A 22,081-nucleotide genomic window follows, 5' to 3' on the forward strand; every position below is an offset into this window, starting at 1 on the left:
TATGAACAACCACAAGATCGCTGTTATAGGCTTAGGCTATGTAGGCCTACCCTTGGCCCGTTTGTTTGCTACCAAATTCCCCGTAATTGGTTTTGATATTAACACGGACCGCATACAAGAACTTCAGAACGGTACAGACAGCACCTTAGAAGTTGAAGACAAAGTATTGCAAGCCGTTTTAATGCCAAAGGCACAACTTACAGAACCTGGTCTCTTTTGTACCAATCAGTTGGCAGACATTAAAGATTGTACGGTTTTTGTGGTTACGGTACCAACTCCCGTAGATGCAACCAACAGACCTATACTAACCCCTTTATATAAGGCCAGCGAAACCGTGGGGCAGGTGCTTAAGAAAGGGGATCTGGTCATATATGAATCTACTGTGTATCCTGGTGTAACGGAAGAAGAATGCGTTCCTGTTTTAGAAAAAGTAAGTGGCCTGCACTTTAACGAGGATTTTTATGTAGGGTATTCCCCAGAACGTATTAATCCGGGAGACAAATTACATACCGTAGAAAAAATACTGAAGGTAACTTCTGGATCTACGCCAGAAATAGGTAAAAAAGTAGATGGAATATACGCTGCGGTTATTGAGGCTGGCACCCATTTGGCCCCTACTATTAAAGTAGCGGAGGCAGCCAAAGTTATAGAGAACTCACAACGAGATATCAACATCGCCTTTGTGAACGAACTGGCCAAGATTTTTAACCTTATGGATATTGATACCCACGCCGTATTGGAAGCGGCAGGCACCAAATGGAACTTTTTACCCTTTAAACCCGGTTTGGTAGGTGGGCACTGCATTGGGGTAGACCCCTACTACTTGGCACAACGTGCCCAAACCTTTGGCTACCATCCAGAGATAATCTTGGCCGGTAGGCGCTTAAATGACGGTATGGGCAAATATGTGGCCGGCGAAGTGGTAAAGTTAATGCTTAAAAAAGATGTTAAGGTAAAAGGTGCCCAAATTTTGGTGTTGGGCATCACCTTTAAAGAAAACTGCCCAGATGTACGTAACACCAAAGCAATAGATGTAGTTACAGGGCTACAGGAATACGGCACAGAGGTAACGGTATATGACCCATGGGCCAACCCAGAAGAAGTTTTGCACGAGTATGGGTTAGATACGGTAAACAAACTACCCAAAACTACCTTTGATGCCGTTATACTTACCGTAGCCCACAAAGAATTTTTAGGGCTAGACCTCCGGGCAAAACTAAACCAACCAGGTATTTTATATGATGTAAAAGGTATACTAGAAAAAGGTGTGGATGCTAGGTTGTAAATATTGATGATCATTAATCTTAATTTTTTAAAGAACGTCAAATTTTAAATTTGACGTTCTTTAAATGAGTTAACTTTATACCTATGAGAGTTAACAGGTTTTACTGTTTTTATGCATTTCATCGAAAAAATTAAGTTTTTTATCGATAGAGTTAAACAATGTAATAATTTTACTTCCCGAATTACATTGATAAACACAAAATAGTATCTACCTACTTATGAAAACTTTAAGGCCCAAATTAATGTTTACAATTAGTTTGCTATGCGTTGTTATTTTTACCACTTCATGCAACAAAGACAGTGAACTGTTCGATACAGAAATTGAACAAAGAACGGAAGATGAAAAAAACAGTGGAGAAATTAGCGAAAGTAGCTCTTCCATAGACTTCATTATCAATGATGATACCTTTCATGTCTCAGGAGAAAAAGACATTTCCATACTTAATGTTCTTGGGAATGATACAATTCCATCTGGTTACACTTCTGAATTAATCAGTTTAAGCACACCTAAAGAGGGAATAGTTTCTATTAACGATGACAATACTATTAATTATGAACCTATTGAAAACACCAATGCAAAATTAAATGGTGGCAAAGTTAATGATGAGTTTCAATATACTTTAAAAGTAACAGATACGGATGGTAACTCTGATGTGAAGAACGCATCTGTTAATGTCACCACTGATTATTCGGGTGAATTGAAAGCATTTCCCGGAGCATTTGGATTCGGAAAAAACGCTACTGGTGGAAGAGGAGGTATTGTATATAAAGTTACTAATTTAAATGACGAAGGGGAAGGCAGTTTAAGGTATGGTGTTGAACAAATTAGCGAACCAAGAACTATAGTTTTTGAAGTATCTGGTTATATAAATGCTAAAACTCCTATCAGAATTAAAAATGGTAATATAACGATTGCAGGACAAAGTGCACCCAGTAAGGGAATATGTATACGTGGTGCTTCTTTATGGATAGAAGCAGAAAACGTTATTGTAAGATATCTTAAAATTAGACCTGGAAAAAATGCATATGACCCTAACGGTGTAGGACAAGCGGGAGGCGATGAACCGGATGACGGTATAAGAATTGTTTCATGGCCCGGGGGCAATTCAATAGAAAACATTATAATAGATCACTGTTCCGTTACATGGGCACATGATGGAATTTTGGATATAACTTCTCCACAAACAGATACATCCGTTAAGACAAAAAATATTTCTATCCAAAATTGTCTATTAGCGGAGAACATTGATAAAGGTTATGGTGTTTTGGTCAATCTTGCCTATAATGTATCTTTTTATAATAATCTTATTGCACATACCAGTGATAGAAATGTGGCCTTTTCTAGTGAAGCGGGAAAAGGTGGAGAAATGATTAATAATTTCGTCTATGGAACCATTCGATCTACTTGGTTTAGAGAAGGAAATGTAGTAGATTTTGTAGGCAATAAATATGTCACCGGCCCCAACATCAATAGATTATATGAAACTTATAAAATGGAGAAAGGCGAATTTGATATAAACCAATCATCTGTCTACATCGATGACTGTATAGATGACGGAAAGTTAGCTAATTGGAACGCTAGAGCAAACCCGTTCATAGTATCTGCTCCAAACTTCAACAACGATTATGATGTTAAGAGTGCTATTTCATTAGGACAGGATTTTCTAAGTTACATTGGTGATAATTTACATAGAGACGAAGCCGATCAACGAATTATAGATCAGGTTATTAATGAAACAGGAAATCTGATTACGCATGAAAACCAAGTAGGAGGATATCCTTCACTAAGTGAAACTAGTAGAGATTTAAATTTTGACTCAGACAACGATGGTATTTCCGATATATGGGAAGTAACAAATTTTGGTTCTACCCTAATAAAGCCCACTGAAGATTTAGATGGTGATGGTTACACCATAATAGAAGAATATTTGAACAGCTTAGTATACTAACTGTTTTTGCCAATAAGTTTTACAGGATTCCCGCCAGCGATTGTATTGGCGGGAATATTTTTATGCACTACACTGTTTGCGGAAATAACACTTCCTTCGCCTATTGTGACACCTGGTAGAACGACCACTCCAACACCTAACCATACATTAGCCTCTATGACTATTGGTTTGGAAGTACCTTTGGTTCCTATACGTTTACTTGGTTCTTCCATACACAAATCATGGCCATTACTATCAAATATTTGACAATTGGCCGCAATTAGACAATTACTTCCAATTGAAATAGATTTTCTTGCATGAATACAAGTTCCATGTATTCTACTATTCCTACCAATTATAATAGACCCTTTATCTTCAGCTTTAAATTTACAAGGACCAAACATATTTACATGGTAGGTCTTATTGTTTGAGTTGATTACAACTTCATCCTCTATCACAATTGTTGCATTTTTATCTTTTTCAATCAAAGGCTTACCGTTAAAAACAATTTTCTTACCAATAAGTTTTACTTTTGATCGTTTAACATAAGTATTGATTAAATACGATTTTAGTTTGAATTGAAGACTGTTAAATACACCTATTGTTTAAATTATTAGATGAAAAAAATCTGTTTTGTCATACACTCGATAACTTCTGGTGGCGCAGAAAGAGTTTTGGTAACTTTAGCAAACAATCTTAGCCAAAATTACGATGTCTCAATTGTAATTTTAGAAAAAAATAAGCCTTTTTATAGGATTAATCCAAAAATAAAAATCATACATTGTTTAGATTATATACCACCAAGTAAGGGGATTAAAAATGCACTTCAATTAAATATTAAGCTTATAAGCAAACTTAGAAAAATTATTAAAAATGGTAAATTTAATATTGTTATTTCATTTCTTACCAATACTAATATTCTAATAAATATAGCTACATTAGGTATATCCAGTAAAACCATTATAAGTGAGCGGAATAATCCTTATAAAAATTGTACTGTTAAATATTGGAGGGTCTTACGTAGAATAACCTATCCTTGGGCAAATCATCTAGTAGTTCAGACAAATTTTGTTAAAAATTATTTTCTTCCCTATGTAGATGCAAAAAAAATTTCAATACTACCTAACCCCTTAAGTAAGCATATAAAATTGCCTACAAATCTTTCGAAAGAGAATATTATACTCAATGTGGGAAGATTATCAGAACAAAAGGGTCAAGAAATTCTTATCCAGGCCTTTGCTAAATTAGCTTTGGATGATTGGAAACTAATTCTGATAGGAGAAGGGCCAAAGCGAACAGAATATGAAAATCTAATAAAGGAATTAGGCTTAACACAAAAAATCAAATTATTAGGGAAACAAATGGATATTTCTCGCCATTACAATAGGGCTAAAATTTTTGCTTTCCCATCTAGGTATGAAGGTTTTCCAAATGCATTAATAGAAGCAATGTATTTGAAGTTAGCGGTTATTTCATCGGATTGTGACTCTGGGCCAAATGAAATTATAATAAATAACAAAAATGGTTATTTATTTAAAGTAGATAATGTTGATGAATTAGCACAAAAAATCAATACACTGGTCAATAATCAAGAAAAAATAGAATTAATGGGTAATGAGGCTCATGAAACAGCCAAACAATTTGAAGTAGAGACTGTGATTGAAAAATGGAAAACATTAATAGAAAATAATCTTGAATAATATCCTTGACAAAATTAAACGACTTTTCTCAAAGAGTCTTTTGAGAAATATCTTAGTTGTAAGTGGAATTACATTCGCAATAAGTCTATTAGGATTTTATAAAGAAACCATAATTGCTGCAGAGTTTGGCCTATCTGTAGAGTTAGATACCTTTTTTATTGCTTTAATTATACCAGGATTAATCAATTCTGTTTTCATAGGTTCCTACAAAACTATTTTTATCCCTAACTATATTCTTAATTTAAAAGAAAACAAGGATTCTTCCAGTTTTATTGCAACAAGCTTAACTATTACGCTTGTATTCAGCATATTGTCAGTTATAATAATTACTTTATTCTATAGTTCTTATTTAAATTACATGTTTCCGGGGAAAGACGAATCTTATTATAATTTAATTAAAAGTCAATTATATATTATAAGTCCTTCTATACTATTTTGGGGGTATTCATCTATACTAGGAGCCCTCCTTAATGCTCATGAAGAGTACAAATTAAGTACTATTGCTAATATTTTTACTCCAATATTTATTATTGTACTGGTACTGTTATCTAAATTTTTTAATAGAGCAAATATACTTGCTTGGGGCACGTTATTAGGCGCAATATCTTCCGCTGTATTTCTAACAATAATCGTTTTTTTTAAAAGATTAAAACCTTTAGGAAAGGTATACTTCAAAGAAAAAAATATAATTTTATTAATTAAACAATTACCCGCAAAAATAAGCTCTTCTCTATTTACGGCATTTATAGAGGTGGTAGACCAATTTTTTGCTGCTCAACTAATCATAGGTTCTTTAGCGGCTTTAAACTATGGATTAAAAATACCAGCGTTTGCAACCAGTATCCTTGTAATAGCACTTAATAATGTGTTGCTACCTTATTTCTCTAAAGCAGCTTTGGATAATAGGGGTTTAGCTTTTAAAAATTTATTTAAAAATTTAAATTTTGTTTTTTTTTTCACACTTATTGTAGCTTTCACAGGTATACTTTGTAGTGATTTTATAGTAGAATTATTATTTCAACGAAATAATTTTACAAAAGAAGATAGCTATGTAGTTTCCAATATCCAACAAATATTTCTAGCTTATTTACCCTTTAAAATTTGTGGAATGATAATGGTAAACTTTTCAACAAGTATAAATAAAAATAATATCCTAGCGTACATCGCATTTCTTTCTGTTGTAATTAACGTTATACTGGATTATATTTTAATAAGGTTTTATGGCATCTTTGGCATTGCATTTTGCACAACTATAATTACTGCTTTAAGGGCAACAACAATATATCTTTATTTAAGATACTTACAACGGCAAAATTCAGTAATAACAGGTTAAACTTATTATGTTTGTGTACCTTAAAATTTACTATGATACAACCACTTGAATTTATTTACAAAAAAACAAGTCTAGGCAGATTATTACAGAAATTATATTCTTATTTAATCGAAAGGGTTTTACCTGACAATTGGGTTGTCAAACACTTATACAAGAAAAAAACCAAACAAAAATTGGACTTGAAAAATCCAAAAACCTTAAACGAAAAAATTAATTGGTTAAAATTGTATGATAGGCGTGAAATACATACTCTCTGCGCTGACAAATATGAAGTTAGAAATTATATATCCTCTACGATTGGTAGTGAATTTCTTGTTGATCTTTACCATCAGGATTTTTCCACAGATGTGATAAACGCAAATTCTCTAAGCCAGCGGCCTTGCATTATAAAAACAAACCACGATAGTGGCGGTGGTATTTTTATTTACAAAGACACAAAACCAAATTACGATAAAATACGTGAACAGTTAAAAAAGAGATTAGAGCAGAACTATTATCATGCAAAAAAAGAATGGCAGTATAAGAATATTAAACCACGCATTATAATTGAAAAATTACTATTAAACCAAAAGGGAGAAATTCCGATGGACTATAAGGTTCATTGTTTTAATGGAAAAGCAGAATACATACAAGTAGATATAAATAGAGGTACTGATAACCACGCAAGAAATTGGTATAATAAAAATTGGGAAAAAGCCAAGTTTAAATGGACATCAAATATCAACGGTTATATTACAAATCCAACTAATAAAATTATTAAAAGACCTATGGCGTTAGAACAGATGTTGGCATTATCCAATAAACTGGCTACGCCTTTCCCTTATGTGCGTATAGATTGGTATGATGTTGATGGTAAATTATATTTTGGTGAAATTACTTTTCATCACGATGGAGGAGGTAGACTTATTGAGCCATCAGAGTGGGATTACAAATTAGGTGCCATGGTAGATTTAAATAGACTCTCAATAATTTCATAATTTAAATATTATGGGGCAAAAGATAAAGCTGCTAACAAGGCTTACAGTACTTTTAATGGTGCTATGTAACATCCCTAATTTTTTACTGACCTATTTTGGGGATACATTAGGAACCCTTAGTAGCTTATTTACAACTGGTATTTTATTGGTTTATTTTTTTTTGGATAGAAAATGGACCAAGCCAGCACTTCCATTTTATATTTTCAGTATTCTCTATTTTAGTATCAGTGCATTAAGTTATAATGGAGATGAAATTTATTTGATAAAAGAAATCATTAGGTTTTTGATCCTAATTACTTGTATAACAGAAGTAATGCATGATACCAAATATGAAGAATTAATTTTTATTTTGGTAATTGCAGGTTTAAGTGTAATTATTAACGGCGTTTTATTTCCTAACATCAATGAAAAATTTGGGTTAGTACGAGGAAGGTTCAGTGGTTTTTTATTAAACCCCAATACAGCTGGCACTGTTTGTTTATTAGGAATGGCTATTTCGTACAGTTTAAAAAACAAGGTTTTAAAGCTTGGTTCACAAGCTATTTTAACCTTTGCTGGTTTATTGACTCTTTCTCGGACGTTTTTAATCGTTTGGACTCTAATCAATGTGTTTGCAATCATCAGGGATAAAAGAAATGCAATGGTTCCCATAATAGGAGTTTTTGCCTTAGTGATAATGATTACGTTTTCTAATAAAAAGAATTTTGCTACAGATAGGTTTGATGCATTAACTAGTTTTTTTACGGAAGGAGAGGTTAAAACCAACACGGTAAGCCATGATACCAGAGATAAAACTTGGGCTATTTATTATGATTTAATATTTGATAAACCCTTTTTCGGCTACGGCTTTAAATATTTTCAAGAACAAGCCCCAGGTAGACCTGGATCACACAACACTTACCTAATGATAATTGGTGATAGTGGTATTATTCCTTTTTTGGCGTTTATTTATATTTATCTCTACTTGTTGTACTACGCATTTCTTTATTTTAAAGAAGAGCCATTTATCTTATATATTTTATTAGTGGTTATGTTAAATCTTATGGCTAGTCACACCTATTTCTTTAATCACCAAAGTGTATCCTTATCAATCTTTGCATTTCTTAGAATAAGAGCGTTAAAAGGCAATAAAACGAAACAATTATTCCAAAAATATAGGAAGAAAGCCACTAACCTTACCTAAAATGATAGTGAATAAATTTCAAATAACAACCATTTATTTCGTAGTGCCCAGTTTAAGTTCTGGAGGAGCAGAAAAAGTTCTTACTTTTTTGGCAAAATCATTTAATAACCAAAAATACAAATCTAAATTAATAGTGATTGGTTTTCAATCCGATACAGTTTATGATACTAATGGTATTGATATTTTATATTTAAATAAAAAAAGGGTTTCCCAATCAGTATTAGATTTATATTTATTAATAAGAAAAAACCGTCCAGATATTGTTTTTGGTACTTTATCCCATATCAACTCCCTATTAGGATTGATTTCTTTCGTTACCCCAAAAACCAAATTTATTGGTCGTGAGACTATTATTGGAAGTACGCAAAAAGACCATATTGCACAAAATGGTATCAAATCAAGTATTTTTAATATAATAGCTAAAATTGGTCATAAAGGCTTAGATACGTTGGTTTGCCAGTCAAAAGATATGCAGATTGAGGTCTTAAAAAGAAAATTAGTTGCCAAACATAAATTAGCGGTTATAAATAATCCTATCCAGGATGGCTTTAAAGTAAAAAATCGTATACCAGCCTTTACAAATAATTGGATTTTTATTACTGTGGCTAGTCTTGCCAAACGAAAAGGACATCTAAGGATATTAGAAGCATTAAAAGACCTAGATATAGATTTTATTTATAAAATTATAGGTAGCGGTGAAGAGTTAGAGAACATTATGAAAACAGCTAGATTGTATAATCTAGAAAAAAAAATAGAGCATATTCCTTTTACGACAAGAATCAATGAATTATTAATGGATAGTCATCTTTACCTACAGGGATCCTATGTTGAAGGATTTCCAAATGCACTAGTAGAAAGCCTAGCTACGGGCACTCCTGCGGTTGTTTTTAAAGCCCCAGGTGGCATAAATGAGATTATGATCAACAACGTAAACGGTTTTATTGTAAGTGAGTCAAAAGAAATGGAGAGTAAAATATTAAAAATCACGAAAGAAATAGATTGTTTTAAACCAGAAAAAGTAAGTAGCACAATTACCTATAGACTAAATAAAACCAAAATTTTACAACAATACGATTTGTTATTCGCAAAATTAATAGCAAAATAAGCTACATAAAATCAATATAGTAATAGAACCCTGCCCTTAAACAAAAAACTATGTGTGGAATATACGGCACAACCATTTTTTATAACCAAAAACAGGTACAAAAAAAGTTAGAAAGAACGGCTTTTAGAGGGCCAGATTACATGGGCATCACTACCCTAGACGCAAAACCCAACCCTTTAATTTTTGGTCATAACAGATTGTCTATTATTGATTTGGACGAACGTTCTAACCAACCATTCTCGTATCACGACCTAACTATAGTTTTTAATGGTGAAATATTTAACTTTCAGGATATTCGAAAACAACTAGAACAAAAAAATTACGTTTTTAAGACTACAAGTGATACAGAGGTTATCTGTGCCGCCTATTTAGAATACGGCAAAAAATGCGTTTCTCTTTTTAATGGAATGTTTGCCTTTGTACTATATGATCCCAAACAAAATATACTATTTGGAGCTATAGATCGCTTAGGTCAAAAACCATTTTATTATTACCATAATGGTTTAGCGTTTGAATTTGCAAGTCAACTATCATCTATTCAAATGTTTAATCCGGCCTTAAGCATATCTTCTAGTGCCATTCAGCAATATTTTTCATGGAATTATATCCCTGCATCTCAGACTATATTTAACGAGGTTAATAAATTAGAGGGAGGCCACATATTTACCTACGCTTTAGGTTCTGGCCAATTAAATATTGAACCTTACTGGGATATCCCATATACCGCACCTCAAGATACCACTTTAAGTTTTGACCAAGCCAAACAAGAATTAAAAGAACTGTTGGTAGATGCTACCAAAATTAGACTGTTCGCCGATGTTCCCGTGGGTGTTTTTTTATCTGGGGGAGTAGATAGTTCTTTAATCTCTGCCTTAGCCACACAAACCACAGCTGAGAAAATTAAAACCTTTTCCATAAAGTTTAGTCATGATCGGTTTGATGAAAGTAGTTATGCAGAAAAAGTGGCCAAACATTTAAAAACAGATCAACATACCATACTTTGTGATGTTAAGGAAGGTTTGGGTCTAATTGATAATTTTACGCATTATTATGATGAGCCCTTTGCAGACTCCTCGGCAATACCATCCATGTTGCTGGCAAAACACACTAAAAAACATGTTACCGTGGCCTTGTCTGGAGATGCCGGCGATGAATTGTTTTTAGGATATCATAGATATGATTGGTTAAGAATTATTAATTACTTCATGAAAATGCCAACCGGGCTTAGAAAATTAACGGCTAACAGCCTTCTTTGTATCCCTAATTACAAAGCAAATGTTGTAGGTAAGGTAATTTCCAATCCCAATATAGAAAAGGCATATTTAACTACGGTTTATGATAAAAACCCAGTGTATCTCAATAGGGTTATTGAACAACATATTCCGCAACAGATATACTTAGACCATAAAAACAAAGATATTTTTCAAAAAGCGGGAGATTTTGATTTAAAGACCTATTTACCTTTTGATATTAATACCAAAGTTGATAGGGCCACCATGGCTTTCTCTCTTGAAGCTAGGTCTCCATTATTGGACTATCGCGTAGTAGAATATGCACAAAAATTACCCACAAATTTTAAATATCAAAAAGGAAATCAGAAAAGAATTTTAAAGGAAATATTATATGACCATGTGCCTAAAGCTATTTTTGATAGACCTAAAAGTGGATTTGCTATCCCTTTTCAAGAGTGGTTTAAAGATGAACTTAAAACATATGTGTACGATTCTTTAAACGAATCTCAATTGAATAAAATACCGAACATAAATAAAAATGTGGTATTAAATAAAATTGAGAACCATATGCAATCCAAAGAAAACAACTACAGTTTAATATGGAAATTGATTATTTTAAAACAATGGTTAGATAAAAATGGAAAAGCTTTCTCCATAACGTAAAAGAAATATAATGAGTTCATTAAAAATTTCCATATTTATTTATTCATTGGCTGGCGGCGGTGCGGAACGCGCTATGTCTTATCTCCTAAACTACTTAGAAGAACATCAATACCCGGTAGTTTTGGTACTTATGAACGATACTATTGCCTATCCAATTCCCAGTACAATAGATACCTATTATTTAGAAAAATCTAATCCAAATGAGTCGGGTATATTAAAATTACTTAAGCTCCCCTATCTAGCCTTCAAATACGCAAGGTTACTTAAAACATTACAAATTACCCATTCTTTTAGCTTATTAACTAGACCCTGTTATATCAACATCATGGCAAGGTGGTTCACTAAACACCAATACAAGCTAATTATCAGCGAAAGAAGTTTTCCAACTAAACAGTATGCCGGCAATCATTTACAAGCAAAGATCAATCGTTTTATGGTAAAATGGTTATACCCCAAGGCCGATGCTATTTTAAGTAATGCTAAGGCAAGTAAAATTGATTTGGTAACGCATTTTAAAATACCTAAGGAAAAAATTAGCTATATATACAACCCAATAGATTTAGATAAGATTAGCGGCATTGTACCGAACAATGATTTTTATGATTCCAACTATATTAACCTTGTTACGGTGGGCCGCTTAATGACCGTAAAAAACCATTCGTTTTTAATTAAGGCCATGGAGCCTTTTAAAAATGTGCGCTTGTATATTTTTGGTGATGGAGAATTATATGACCAGCTAAAAACCCAAATCATGGCTTTGAATCTAGAAAATAATGTTTTTCTCATGGGTTTTGAACAGAATCCTTTTACCTATCTAAAGGCAGCAGATATCTTTGTCCTATCCTCTATATTTGAAGGATTTCCAAATGTTTTAATGGAAGCGCTTTCTTGTGGCTTGCCAGTTATTAGTACCAATTGCCAATCTGGTCCAGATGAAATGTTGGAGTTAGAGCAAGCTACCGATCAGGATATTATGTTTACCAAATATGGTATTCTTACCCCCGTAAATAATTTAGAGCTTATGCAAAAAGCAATCGCCTTTATGATTGCGAATCCAGAATTCAGAAAATCCTGTACAGAAAACGCTCCAAAACGTATTAAAGCTTACGATAAAAATCATATTCTTAAACAATATTGCGAATACATTCTTGCCTAACTTCATGAATACCGAACAAAACAAACCTAAAATTATTAGAACTGCTGCGGTACCTAGTTCCTTACACGGTCTTTTACATGGGCAATTGGCTTTCTTAAACCAGTATTATACCGTAATTGGGGTTGCAAGTAAAGGCCCGCTATTGCAAGAAACCGCCAAAAGAGAAGGGATAAGAACAAAAGCAATTACCATAAGGAGAAACATTAGTCCTATACAAGATTTGAAGAGCCTGTTTGTTTTGTATCTATTTTTAAAAAGAGAAAAACCACTTTTAGTTCACTCTATTACACCTAAAGCAGGATTATTGAGTATGGTAGCTGCCTATTTTGCAGGTGTACCCTACCGCCTACATACTTTTACTGGTCTAATATTTCCAACTCAAACCGGTTTAAAAAAAAAGCTTCTTATCTTTTTTGATCGTATTATTTGTAAAGCAGCCACACATATTTACCCAGAAGGTAATGGGGTTAAAAAAGATTTACAAAATTATAGAATTACAAAAAAACCTTTAAAAATCATAGCCTATGGCAACGTAAATGGTATTAACTTAAATCACTTTGATCCTGAACGCTACACGCCAACCGAGATTAACACTATAAAAGCTACGCTCTGTATTCCTAAAAACCATATTGTTTTTGTTTATGTGGGTAGACTTGTAAATGACAAGGGAATAAATGAACTGGCCACAGCTTATGCAACCCTAAAAAATAAGTACGATAACTGTTCCTTACTATTGGTTGGGAGTGCAGAAGGTGAAACCGACCTACTACCCAAGAAAACACTTGCCTTATTAAGTACAGTTCCAAATCTTATAAGTGTAGGGCAACAAAAAGATATAAGACCTTTTTTGGCTGTTAGCAATCTGTTTGTTTTCCCTAGTTACAGAGAGGGGTTTCCAAATGTTGTTCTAGAAGCCTGTGCAATGCAATTGCCTTGTATTGTCACCAATATTAACGGAAGTAATGAAATCATCACACATAACGTTAACGGTACCGTCATTCCAGCACAAAATACAGATGCCCTAATAGATGCCATGCAAAGTTATTTGCAAAATCCAGAACTCATCCAGAAACATAAGGAAGGTACACGCCAACTGATAATAGAAAAATTTGAACGTAGCTTTGTTTGGAATGAAATCTTAAAAGAATATCAAAGTATTATAAATACACAAACGCAAGAATAATTTTATAATGATTGGATACGGCTCCTTTTTTCATGAAATTGGTTTAAAAGACACGCCAAAGCAAACAATTGTCCCTTTTAAAGACCATCTTTTTTTCTATGCCGGCAGGTATGCCATTAAATACATTTTGGAATGTATCAAAAAACACCAAAACATAGCCACCATATGGTTACCGGAGTATTATTGCCCGTACGTTAAAGACTGGATGCATAAAAATTTCACCCAAATCAAATACTATCCGGTAGATCCTTTTGCCCATGAACCACAGATCCCTTGGTCTTATTTCTTACCTACCGATGTTGTATTATTAAATAACTATTGGGGGTTACACCAATTTAACCCTCCTATGGTAAAGGAGCGCCCTTTAATCGTAGAGGATCATTCCCACGGATGGTTAAGTGCTGGTGCACTAAATAGTAAAGCGGATTTCTGCGTGGCTTCTTTACGTAAGACCGTACCGCTACCATTGGGCGGCATAGTTTGGAAACCTAACAATAGCCGTTTACAAATACCGTTAAAAGAACCTGATCTTTTAGAAGATCACGATTTTACGGATTTAGCGTTGGCTTGGGATACCATGGCCAAAGCCATGCACAGTAAAGCAACTTGCCGTACCGAGCAAGACAAGCAAAACTATTTACAAACCTATGCCCAAGGAGAAGCAATACTTAAGCAGACCATGCGCGTAACCACCATGGCGCCAGAACACCAGAAGGCTTTGGAACTTTTTGTGTTTAAAGACTACAATAAGGTGAAAAAAGACAATTTAAATAAACTATACTCTTTATTACGCCCTAGTATACACTTTAAGATATTGGCAAAACCAGAAACCACTCCCTTTGGTTTGATTCTTTTATTCAAGGACAGAAAAACCATGCTTTTATGTAAAGACCACCTCATAAAAAACAAGCTATTCCCTGCAGAGCTTTGGCCAGATAATCTTTTAAACTTACCATACAATTGTATGTTGAATATTCATGTAGATTTGCGCTACACACCAGTTGATATGCAGCGCATGGCTAACATTATAAACCAATGGAACCCCGATAATCATGTATAAAAACTACTTTAAACGTCCGCTAGACATTTTAATGGCACTAACCGCCCTAATCTTATTTGCACCAGTGATGTTGCTTACGGCCATAGTCTTAGCTATTGGTTTTAAGGAAAGTCCGTTTTTTACTCAACGTAGACCCGGTAAGAACGAAAAGATTTTTGCCGTTCTTAAGTTTAAGACCATGAACAGTAAAACAGATGCCCATGGAAATTTTTTGCCAGATACGGATAGGCTTACCCCCTTAGGTATTTTTATTAGAAAAACCTCTTTGGATGAGCTACCACAACTTATAAACGTATTAAAAGGCGATATGAGTTTAATAGGCCCGCGCCCCCTTTTAATAAGGTACTTACCCTATTATACGGAAGAAGAAAGAAAACGTTTTTTATTAAAACCCGGAATAACAGGGTTAGCCCAGGTTTCTGGTAGAAATTTTATTAGCTGGGAGGATAAGTTTAAAAAGGACGTGGAGTATTTGGAAAACCTGTCCTTTACCATGGATCTTAAAATAATTTGGCTCACCATACTCAAAATTTTTAAGTCTGATGGTATCGAGGTAGACCCAAACAGCAACCCTGTTATGTTAGCCATGGACATTGCTCGTAAAGATTGGCCAGAATTTAAGCATTTATCAAAAGACTAGGGTCATGAAGATTGTATTCATAGTTATGCGTATAGGTAAGGATGGCCTTGCCACCAATATACAACAGCTAACCCATGGTCTGGTACACCAAGGACATGCGGTTAGCATTTTAACCAGCGGATTTAAAAAAGGAACCTCAACGGACGACCAGTTCTTTACGGACCTGAAAAAAGAATTCAATATCTTGGGCGTACCGCTCATTTATTTTAAAGAACCTAAAGGCAACCCCCTACAAAAAGTTTTAGGTTTAGTCGCATTAATATCTGGTATACGAAAACACCTAAACCAAATAAAACCCGATATTATACATTGCCATTCACCAAACCTAACTTTTATCCCTAAGTTATTGGGCAAAAAATTTGTTTCTACCGTACATGCAGATACCATAACGCCAAATTGGCGTTATAAACATCCAGACTTACTGATCGCGGTAAGTGAAGGATCTAAAGATTTTACCCAAAGGGTGATGCACTCACCGCCAGAAAGTATACGATTGGTATACCACGGTATACCCAAACGCTTTGCACAAGCCGAATCACGGGAAGACCAAATTGCCCTTAAGCAAAAACATCATATACCAGATCAAAAAGTTATTCTTGGATTTGTAGGTAGGATTACCCCCATGAAAGGGACAGATATCTTATTGAATGCCTTGGGAAAGGCTACAAAAGAAAAAACCAAACAACAAGTACATTTGGTTTTTGTTGGCGACTATCAAACAGAAAAAGACAAAATTTGGTTGGCCAAACTATTGAAAGAAAATAATTTGGAAGAGCAATTTACCTTAGTTCCATTTTGCGACCCTAAACCATACTATCAGCTGTTCGACGTTTTTGTACTACCCTCTAGGTCTGACACCTTTGGTCTAGTGGCCGTGGAAGCAATGATGAGTGGCTGTTGTACCATTAGATCAAATGGGTTTGGTGCAATTGACCAAATAGAACATGGTAAAAACGGTTTTATTTTTGACACCGAGGATTTTACGGTCCTGGGCGGCCTTTTGGACCAAGTGATTCAAGACAAAGAACTACGCCAAAGATTAGGTAGCAATGCAAAAGATACTGCTATGGAACGGTTTACCTTGGATAAAATGGTCTCCAATACCCTAGCGGTATACCAAGAACTGTTATAAAGTTCCATCCAAAACCAAATGAATTTGATTTTGGATAGAACCATAATGTTTTAAACTTTTTGACGATAAGCCGGAAAAAAACCAGAGGTACCGTTTTTGTCTATAAAAGAAGCAGCGTTTACAACCCCTACTTGTTGTAGCAATAAGGTATATACCTCTTTATTTATTATCTTACGACCGGTATAGAAATCGATATCCGGATGATGGGGAAAATATTTTTTCTTGTAAAGATAAAGATTGTCTTCCTTGCTATTAGATAAACCACCACCAATCATGTAAAAGGTGAGTCCATTCTCTCCTGCCCATTTTATGGCCGATATTTTTAAATACTCGTTTGGGCGTTTTTTAAAATGATTGGAATCCGTACCGCCTAAGAATGAGAACAAGGTATCTTGAGACACCAAGAAAAATTCTGTTGAAATAGGTTCTCCTGTTTCATCATAGACTAAGCCTATAGCACATTTTTCTGTATTGTTGGCACAAATAGCCTTAAAGTATTCTAGTGTATGGTAGAACGAGTCTACTGCAGATCGGCGGTCCATAGTCCCTATGTAAACTTGATAAAAATCTGCTATTTTTTCTGCTGGAATCGTTTTATAATGCAGTTCAAATTTTAGCCCTAGTTTTTCTGCCTTTCTAAACTGGTTACGCGTATTTGGCTTCTGACCACTCCAAAACGCGTCCCAATCCGTTATATTACCCTGAACATTGAATAGTGTATGTACCACATCGCCATCATAGTACTTATGGTTTCCGTAAAAGTTAAACCGCAAAAACTCTGAAATTATATTATTTCGCTCATACCAACAATGTAACTGTTTCCAAAATAAACGTTGTTGTTCTTTACCAAATTCTTTATTAAAAAAAGGACCGTTGTAACCCCATGGGCTGGTAACATCGAAATAAGTAGTTTTTTTAATTTTACGCAGAAAAAAAGGCATTACCGCCATAATCTCCATAGCTGTATTACGATAAATAGCCGCGCAAAGTGTTTGTTCTTCATCTTGGCTATTATTAAGCAATTCAAAACAATAATACGGGCTATCACAAGCTATACTTTTCAATGCCCGTTTATACTCCTTTATTGCGGTTGTATTAGTTAATTTTATTACTTGTAAATGTTCTATTACAGCGGTACCAACTTCCATGAAAACTTTTTTTTACGAATTAATGGAAACAAATACAACCAAAAAAGAATAGTTGTCTTTTTTTGTTCAACATAACAATTTACCTGTTCTATGACTATCCTTGAATTATACCTAGTTTATCTTAATAAAAGGTGCTTAGTGCCTAAAACGGTACCATCTTGTAGTTTAAGCACCAAAATATGTATACCGCTACCCAACCCTGTTCTTAAAATAGTGGTATAATTATTCTTATATGTTTTATGCAAATTGCCAGTATTAACTAATTGGCCCGCTGCAGAGAATAAGTCAAAGTAAATAGTCCGATTTGTAATTTCTTGTGGCAAGCGAACATTTAATTGTCCTCCTAGCGCTAAAGGATTTGGGAAAACGGACAAACTTTGTATCGCTTCTTCTTTTTCTTCTAAAACCACTTTACTTTTTAACATTATGCCCGTGTCGTTATCTATCGCCTTAATTTCTATGGCGTTGACCAAAGGGTTCTCCGTTACATGGAGGAACTCCAAGTTCAATTCCCCGTCAGATACCGTTACCCGATGGCCCAACATTCCTCCGGAACGATGGCCGAACAGCGCTACCAAGTCTACCTTAGAATGGACAACGCCTCCTTCCATGGAAACATCAAAGACCCGCTCACCTACTTCAGAGGTGCAACTGCACCAATTTCCCATATACAGGTTAACCTGATAGGTTCCGTTGGGCAAAGGAAAATCATAGGAGAGCTCCGGGGCAATGCCATCGTCCCAACGCTCGTTACGGAACAGGCCCTCATAGGTAGCGGCAGACATCCATGAAGGGATGGAAACATCACGATTGGCATACGATACATTGCTATTGTTGCCACCCAACCTACCCGAACTTACCTGATAGCCACCCATGTCCTGGGCACCACCTCCGGCACCCGCCTGCCAGTCGGGACCACCGTCCGTTGCCAAGACCATTGGGCCAGATGCATTGATCCGGTAGTGCAAGGCCGGTATCGTAGGCACGGTACCGTCAAGTTCCGTAACCCGCCATTCAAATTCCGTTTGTACGGTCTCCGTACCTCGGGTGACCGTGACCACGACCGTATGTAAACCATCCATTTGGGGGCCACCAATAGAACCCTGGTTAGATAAGGTTCCACTGATAATACCCGTGGTACTCTGCATTGCAAGACCGGTAGGTAGCCCTGATGCCGCAAAAGTTATACCCGAGGCCGGATCGCCGCCCGTGGCAGATAACCGCAGGCTAACCGCGTCACCTTCCTTGGAAAGCTGATCGGGAACCGCGCTAACTTGCAGAGGATCCGGAAATGGCGTCGGAACCGTATCCAAAGAATAAATCTCTATGGCGTTGACCAAAGGGTTCTCCGTTACATGGAGGAACTCCAAGTTCAATTCCCCGTCAGATACCGTTACCCGATGGCCCAACATTCCTCCGGAACGATGGCCGAACAGCGCTACCAAGTCTACCTTAGAATGGACAACGCCTCCTTCCATGGAAACATCAAAGACCCGCTCACCTACTTCAGAGGTGCAACTGCACCAATTTCCCATATACAGGTTAACCTGATAGGTTCCGTTGGGCAAAGGAAAATCATAGGAAAGCTCCGGGGCTATGCCATCGTCCCAACGCTCGTTACGGAACAGGCCCTCATAGGTAGCGGCAGACATCCATGAAGGGATGGAAACATCACGATTGGCATACGATACATTGCTATTGTTGCCACCCAACCTACCCGAACTTACCTGATAGCCACCCATGTCCTGGGCACCACCTCCGGCACCCGCCTGCCAGTCGGGACCACCGTCCGTTGCCAAGACCATTGGGCCAGATGCATTGATCCGGTAGTGCAAGGCCGGTACCGTAGGCACGGTACCATCAAGTTCCGTAATCCATTTTTCAATTAACGCAAGCCCCTTAGCATCTAATTGACTTTTAGCCAAAGGAGGCATCATGGTGTTTTCGTCTAAACTATTTAATCGATGAAACAATATTGATTTATTAGGTTGACCAGATTTAAGTATAGCTTCGTCATTTGCTATATTAAGGGGTGTATTAACACCTGCTTGCAACAAATTGGTTTGATTTAGGTCTAAGAATGATTGCAAATCAAAATCACCTCTATTTCCTGTTCCGGGTTGATGACAATACGCACAATTTAAATCAAGGTAAGAACGAGCTTTATCCGCCGTACTTGCTGTTGGATTATCTATACTAGTATGTGTTAAATAGGTATCTGCTTTTGTATCATCAATTACCTCGTTTAAGATACCTAAGGCACTTAAAGTAACTAATTGATTGCCTATTTCTCCTCCCTTACTACTGTAATCATATGTAGTGTTCAAATATCTAGTCCTTGTTCCTAAGGTTCCGCCAGAGTTGCTATTGTGACAAGTGAGACACTCAGAATTATCTGGATAATGCCAATTAACAGTTTTAGTAGTGCCATTCTTAGTAGTAATACGAATTTCACGATCAAACCCAGATTGTTCTAAATAAGCTTCTGTGCCAGCCTCGTTCCATCTGTAGGTATAAAAATAAAAACTTCCATCTTCTCCCTTAACGGAAAACCTAGTTTCCATTTTTTGAGTTATTTGAGGGTTGTTTTCATTAACAGGATAATCAAAGTGTTTGATTAAAACGCTGCCAGTGGGAAAACTCCATGCACCAAGTTCCGAAAACTGGATTTGCTCGTTAGCCGTATCATGATTTCCATTGTTGGGAATTGCCATCCATCTTCTTTTAGAAGCCCCATCCGACCAAAAGTCATCAATCAATTTAAAAGGAATTAATCCTTCAATAGGCGTTAAAGTTTCTAAATCAGAAAATGCTCCTACTTCAGACAACGTTGTGGGGATGTTATTGTAATCTGGTGTAGAAGATTTTAATTTATATAATTTTACATTATTGCCTTGTTTTAAAAAGTAAAGCTCTCCGGCACTGTCTTGGCCAAAAGAAATTATATTTTCAGGTAAAAAATTTCCTAATAATTCAAACGATCCTGTTTGAATGTCTACAGCCCAAATTTCCTCTCCATTTCCGTAATCTGCACAAATATATTTTCCATATAGCGAAGGAATGCTTGACCCTCTATATACATAACCTCCAATTATTGCATTAGCTTGAGACCTGTTAAATGCAACTAAAGGTGTTTCATGTGGCATGTTGTTTAATAAACTAGGTACACAAGAGGTTTTAGGACCGGAAAAAGCTTCGAACAGAGGCCAACCGTAGTTTTTGCCACTATCTAATACATTAATCTCTTCAAAACTACTTTCTCCCACTTCACCAATGTAAAATTTTCCCGTTTGGGTATCCTTGGTCATCCTATGTGGATTTCTATGCCCTATGGAATAATATTCTTCAAAGTTTTCACCACTTATATCTAAAAATGGATTATCATTTGGTATATAATAGTGTCTTCCCGTAAATTCGTCGGCATTACCTACGTCATCAGGCATGGTTCTTCTAGGAATATGGCTTTTTAATGCATTCATATCTACATCTAACCGTAAAACGCCTCCATCTAAATTATTGGTGATATCTTGTGCGTTCTTATAAGCGGCTTGATCACCGGTACTTAAATATAAAAATCCATCATTACCAAATTCCATGCCACCTCCTCTATGAGTTGTATTATACATTCTTATTTTAAACAAGGATTCTTTCGTATTAGGTATGTAGGAGAGTGTATTTGGATTTACCTCAAAGCGGTCCAGTTTCAAATAATTGCCGTGAAAACGTTCTAGTCCACAAGAAAAGCCTAAGGGACCTTCCAAAGTATTATCTGCAGATTTGGTTGTATAATAGACAAAAAAATAATTATACCCTTCAGTACCAAACTTGGGATGAATGGCCAACCCGAGGAAACCGCCATCCCAAACCACGCCCACTTCTTGAGTTAAATCTATTACCAACTCTTTTTGGGTAGTTTGTTCTTGATTTTCAAACCAATATACTAATCCATCCCTTTGCCCAACAACAATTTTAGATTGGTTGGGAACTATATTAAAATTAAGAGGTGAATTAAATGTTAAGTGATTAAAAGCGACATCGTAAGGATGATTTGTGATTTCCGTACCAAAAAAAGCACCATTTAAATATTTACCTATTGGTTCTGCTTCTGTTAGTCCAGGGCCGTTGAAAATTACTTTAAACCCAAATAAACCTAATAACAAAATCAGAAACGAGATCCATTGGAGGGAATAACGTTTCATGCACAAATTTTTAAAGTTATCAGGGAAACCGTAAGTAAGTTAAATACTTACTTCAAAAATTAACTTGACAGCATTCTCTAAAATCGATGAACTACAGTTAAATACGATAAATTACAAAATAAGGAACTATTAGAACTAGTTTATCCCTATAATTAAGT

General features: G+C 35.5%; 16 protein-coding genes. 13 read left to right on the forward strand and 3 right to left on the reverse strand.

Going from position 1 to position 22,081, the window contains the following annotated elements:
- Position 1: 1 nt before the first annotated feature.
- Together BUL40_RS08280 and BUL40_RS08285 are read left to right on the forward strand one after the other, a co-directional pair.
- Entirely contained in the window at positions 2-1,285 is a 1,284-nt protein-coding gene (locus tag BUL40_RS08280; protein WP_080318855.1) for a nucleotide sugar dehydrogenase, read from the forward strand.
- Positions 1,286-1,541: 256 nt separating this feature from the next.
- Positions 1,542-3,233 carry an Ig-like domain-containing protein gene (locus BUL40_RS08285; protein ID WP_141239651.1) on the forward strand — a complete coding sequence of 564 codons (1,692 nt, stop codon included), beginning with the start codon at positions 1,542-1,544 and terminating at the stop codon, positions 3,231-3,233.
- Here BUL40_RS08285 and BUL40_RS15920 read toward each other — a convergent pair.
- Positions 3,230-3,700 (reverse strand): acyltransferase, encoded by a 471-nt coding sequence (locus tag BUL40_RS15920; RefSeq protein ID WP_317044011.1) that lies wholly within the window; start codon positions 3,698-3,700, stop codon positions 3,230-3,232. The two genes, BUL40_RS08285 and BUL40_RS15920, sit on opposite strands and share 4 nt — an antisense overlap.
- Positions 3,701-3,829: 129 nt before the next feature.
- Here BUL40_RS15920 and BUL40_RS08295 point away from each other — a divergent pair, with 129 nt between their 5' ends.
- From BUL40_RS08295 to BUL40_RS08345, 11 genes are read left to right on the forward strand one after another with little or no spacing between them, the layout of a single operon-like run.
- Positions 3,830-4,912 carry a glycosyltransferase family 4 protein gene (locus BUL40_RS08295; protein WP_080318858.1) on the forward strand — a complete coding sequence of 361 codons (1,083 nt, stop codon included), beginning with the start codon at positions 3,830-3,832 and terminating at the stop codon, positions 4,910-4,912.
- A gap of 40 nt (positions 4,913-4,952) precedes the next feature.
- Positions 4,953-6,245 carry a murein biosynthesis integral membrane protein MurJ gene (gene murJ / locus BUL40_RS08300; protein ID WP_176465464.1) on the forward strand — a complete coding sequence of 431 codons (1,293 nt, stop codon included), beginning with the start codon at positions 4,953-4,955 and terminating at the stop codon, positions 6,243-6,245.
- Between the two features lie 32 nt (positions 6,246-6,277).
- A complete protein-coding gene (locus tag BUL40_RS08305) occupies positions 6,278-7,222 on the forward strand; it encodes an ATP-grasp fold amidoligase family protein (RefSeq protein WP_080318860.1) in 945 nt (314 codons plus the stop codon).
- Between the two features lie 10 nt (positions 7,223-7,232).
- Positions 7,233-8,405: an O-antigen ligase family protein gene (locus tag BUL40_RS08310; RefSeq protein WP_080318861.1), complete on the forward strand. Its 1,173-nt coding sequence runs from the start codon at positions 7,233-7,235 to the stop codon at positions 8,403-8,405.
- A gap of 7 nt (positions 8,406-8,412) precedes the next feature.
- Positions 8,413-9,510 (forward strand): glycosyltransferase, encoded by a 1,098-nt coding sequence (locus BUL40_RS08315; RefSeq protein ID WP_176465465.1) that lies wholly within the window; start codon positions 8,413-8,415, stop codon positions 9,508-9,510.
- Positions 9,511-9,560: 50 nt separating this feature from the next.
- Positions 9,561-11,405 (forward strand): asparagine synthase (glutamine-hydrolyzing), encoded by a 1,845-nt coding sequence (gene asnB, locus BUL40_RS08320; RefSeq protein WP_080318863.1) that lies wholly within the window; start codon positions 9,561-9,563, stop codon positions 11,403-11,405.
- Between the two features lie 10 nt (positions 11,406-11,415).
- Positions 11,416-12,561: a glycosyltransferase gene (locus BUL40_RS08325; RefSeq protein ID WP_080318864.1), complete on the forward strand. Its 1,146-nt coding sequence runs from the start codon at positions 11,416-11,418 to the stop codon at positions 12,559-12,561.
- A gap of 4 nt (positions 12,562-12,565) precedes the next feature.
- Positions 12,566-13,744, forward strand: coding sequence for a glycosyltransferase family 4 protein (locus BUL40_RS08330; protein WP_080318865.1), 1,179 nt, complete (start codon positions 12,566-12,568; stop codon positions 13,742-13,744).
- A 7-nt stretch (positions 13,745-13,751) separates the two neighbouring features.
- Positions 13,752-14,804 carry a hypothetical protein gene (locus tag BUL40_RS08335; RefSeq protein WP_080318866.1) on the forward strand — a complete coding sequence of 351 codons (1,053 nt, stop codon included), beginning with the start codon at positions 13,752-13,754 and terminating at the stop codon, positions 14,802-14,804.
- On the forward strand, positions 14,797-15,444 hold the full coding sequence (locus BUL40_RS08340; protein WP_080318867.1) for a sugar transferase: 648 nt from the start codon (positions 14,797-14,799) through the stop codon (positions 15,442-15,444). The genes BUL40_RS08335 and BUL40_RS08340 overlap by 8 nt, the downstream gene beginning before the upstream one ends.
- 4 nt (positions 15,445-15,448) lie before the next feature.
- Entirely contained in the window at positions 15,449-16,576 is a 1,128-nt protein-coding gene (locus BUL40_RS08345) for a glycosyltransferase family 4 protein (RefSeq protein WP_080318868.1), read from the forward strand.
- 50 nt (positions 16,577-16,626) lie between these two features.
- Here BUL40_RS08345 and BUL40_RS08350 read toward each other — a convergent pair whose 3' ends face one another.
- Both BUL40_RS08350 and BUL40_RS08355 read right to left on the reverse strand, forming a co-directional pair.
- The gene (locus BUL40_RS08350; protein WP_080318869.1) at positions 16,627-17,724 is read right to left on the reverse strand and encodes a GNAT family N-acetyltransferase; all 1,098 of its coding nucleotides are present in this window, start codon (positions 17,722-17,724) and stop codon (positions 16,627-16,629) included.
- A 116-nt stretch (positions 17,725-17,840) separates the two neighbouring features.
- Entirely contained in the window at positions 17,841-21,923 is a 4,083-nt protein-coding gene (locus BUL40_RS08355; RefSeq protein WP_080318870.1) for a PQQ-dependent sugar dehydrogenase, read from the reverse strand.
- Between the last annotated feature and the right edge of the window lie 158 nt (positions 21,924-22,081).

The sequence above is a fragment of the Croceivirga radicis genome, from assembly GCF_002072105.2.
GTDB classification, from domain to species: Bacteria; Bacteroidota; Bacteroidia; order Flavobacteriales; family Flavobacteriaceae; genus Croceivirga; species Croceivirga radicis.

Excerpts from the sequence above, each read along its gene's own strand:
- asnB (WP_080318863.1), top strand. The coding sequence starts at position 9,561 with ATGTGTGGAATATACGGCACAACCATTTTTTATAACCAAAAACAGGTA.
- BUL40_RS08355 (WP_080318870.1), bottom strand. The coding sequence starts at position 21,923 with ATGAAACGTTATTCCCTCCAATGGATCTCGTTTCTGATTTTGTTATTA.
- BUL40_RS08335 (WP_080318866.1), top strand. The coding sequence starts at position 13,752 with ATGATTGGATACGGCTCCTTTTTTCATGAAATTGGTTTAAAAGACACG.
- BUL40_RS08280 (WP_080318855.1), top strand. The coding sequence starts at position 2 with ATGAACAACCACAAGATCGCTGTTATAGGCTTAGGCTATGTAGGCCTA.
- BUL40_RS08310 (WP_080318861.1), top strand. The coding sequence starts at position 7,233 with ATGGGGCAAAAGATAAAGCTGCTAACAAGGCTTACAGTACTTTTAATG.
- BUL40_RS08345 (WP_080318868.1), top strand. The coding sequence starts at position 15,449 with ATGAAGATTGTATTCATAGTTATGCGTATAGGTAAGGATGGCCTTGCC.
- BUL40_RS08295 (WP_080318858.1), top strand. The coding sequence starts at position 3,830 with ATGAAAAAAATCTGTTTTGTCATACACTCGATAACTTCTGGTGGCGCA.
- BUL40_RS08350 (WP_080318869.1), bottom strand. The coding sequence starts at position 17,724 with ATGGAAGTTGGTACCGCTGTAATAGAACATTTACAAGTAATAAAATTA.
- BUL40_RS08305 (WP_080318860.1), top strand. The coding sequence starts at position 6,278 with ATGATACAACCACTTGAATTTATTTACAAAAAAACAAGTCTAGGCAGA.
- BUL40_RS08340 (WP_080318867.1), top strand. The coding sequence starts at position 14,797 with ATGTATAAAAACTACTTTAAACGTCCGCTAGACATTTTAATGGCACTA.
- BUL40_RS08330 (WP_080318865.1), top strand. The coding sequence starts at position 12,566 with ATGAATACCGAACAAAACAAACCTAAAATTATTAGAACTGCTGCGGTA.
- BUL40_RS08325 (WP_080318864.1), top strand. The coding sequence starts at position 11,416 with ATGAGTTCATTAAAAATTTCCATATTTATTTATTCATTGGCTGGCGGC.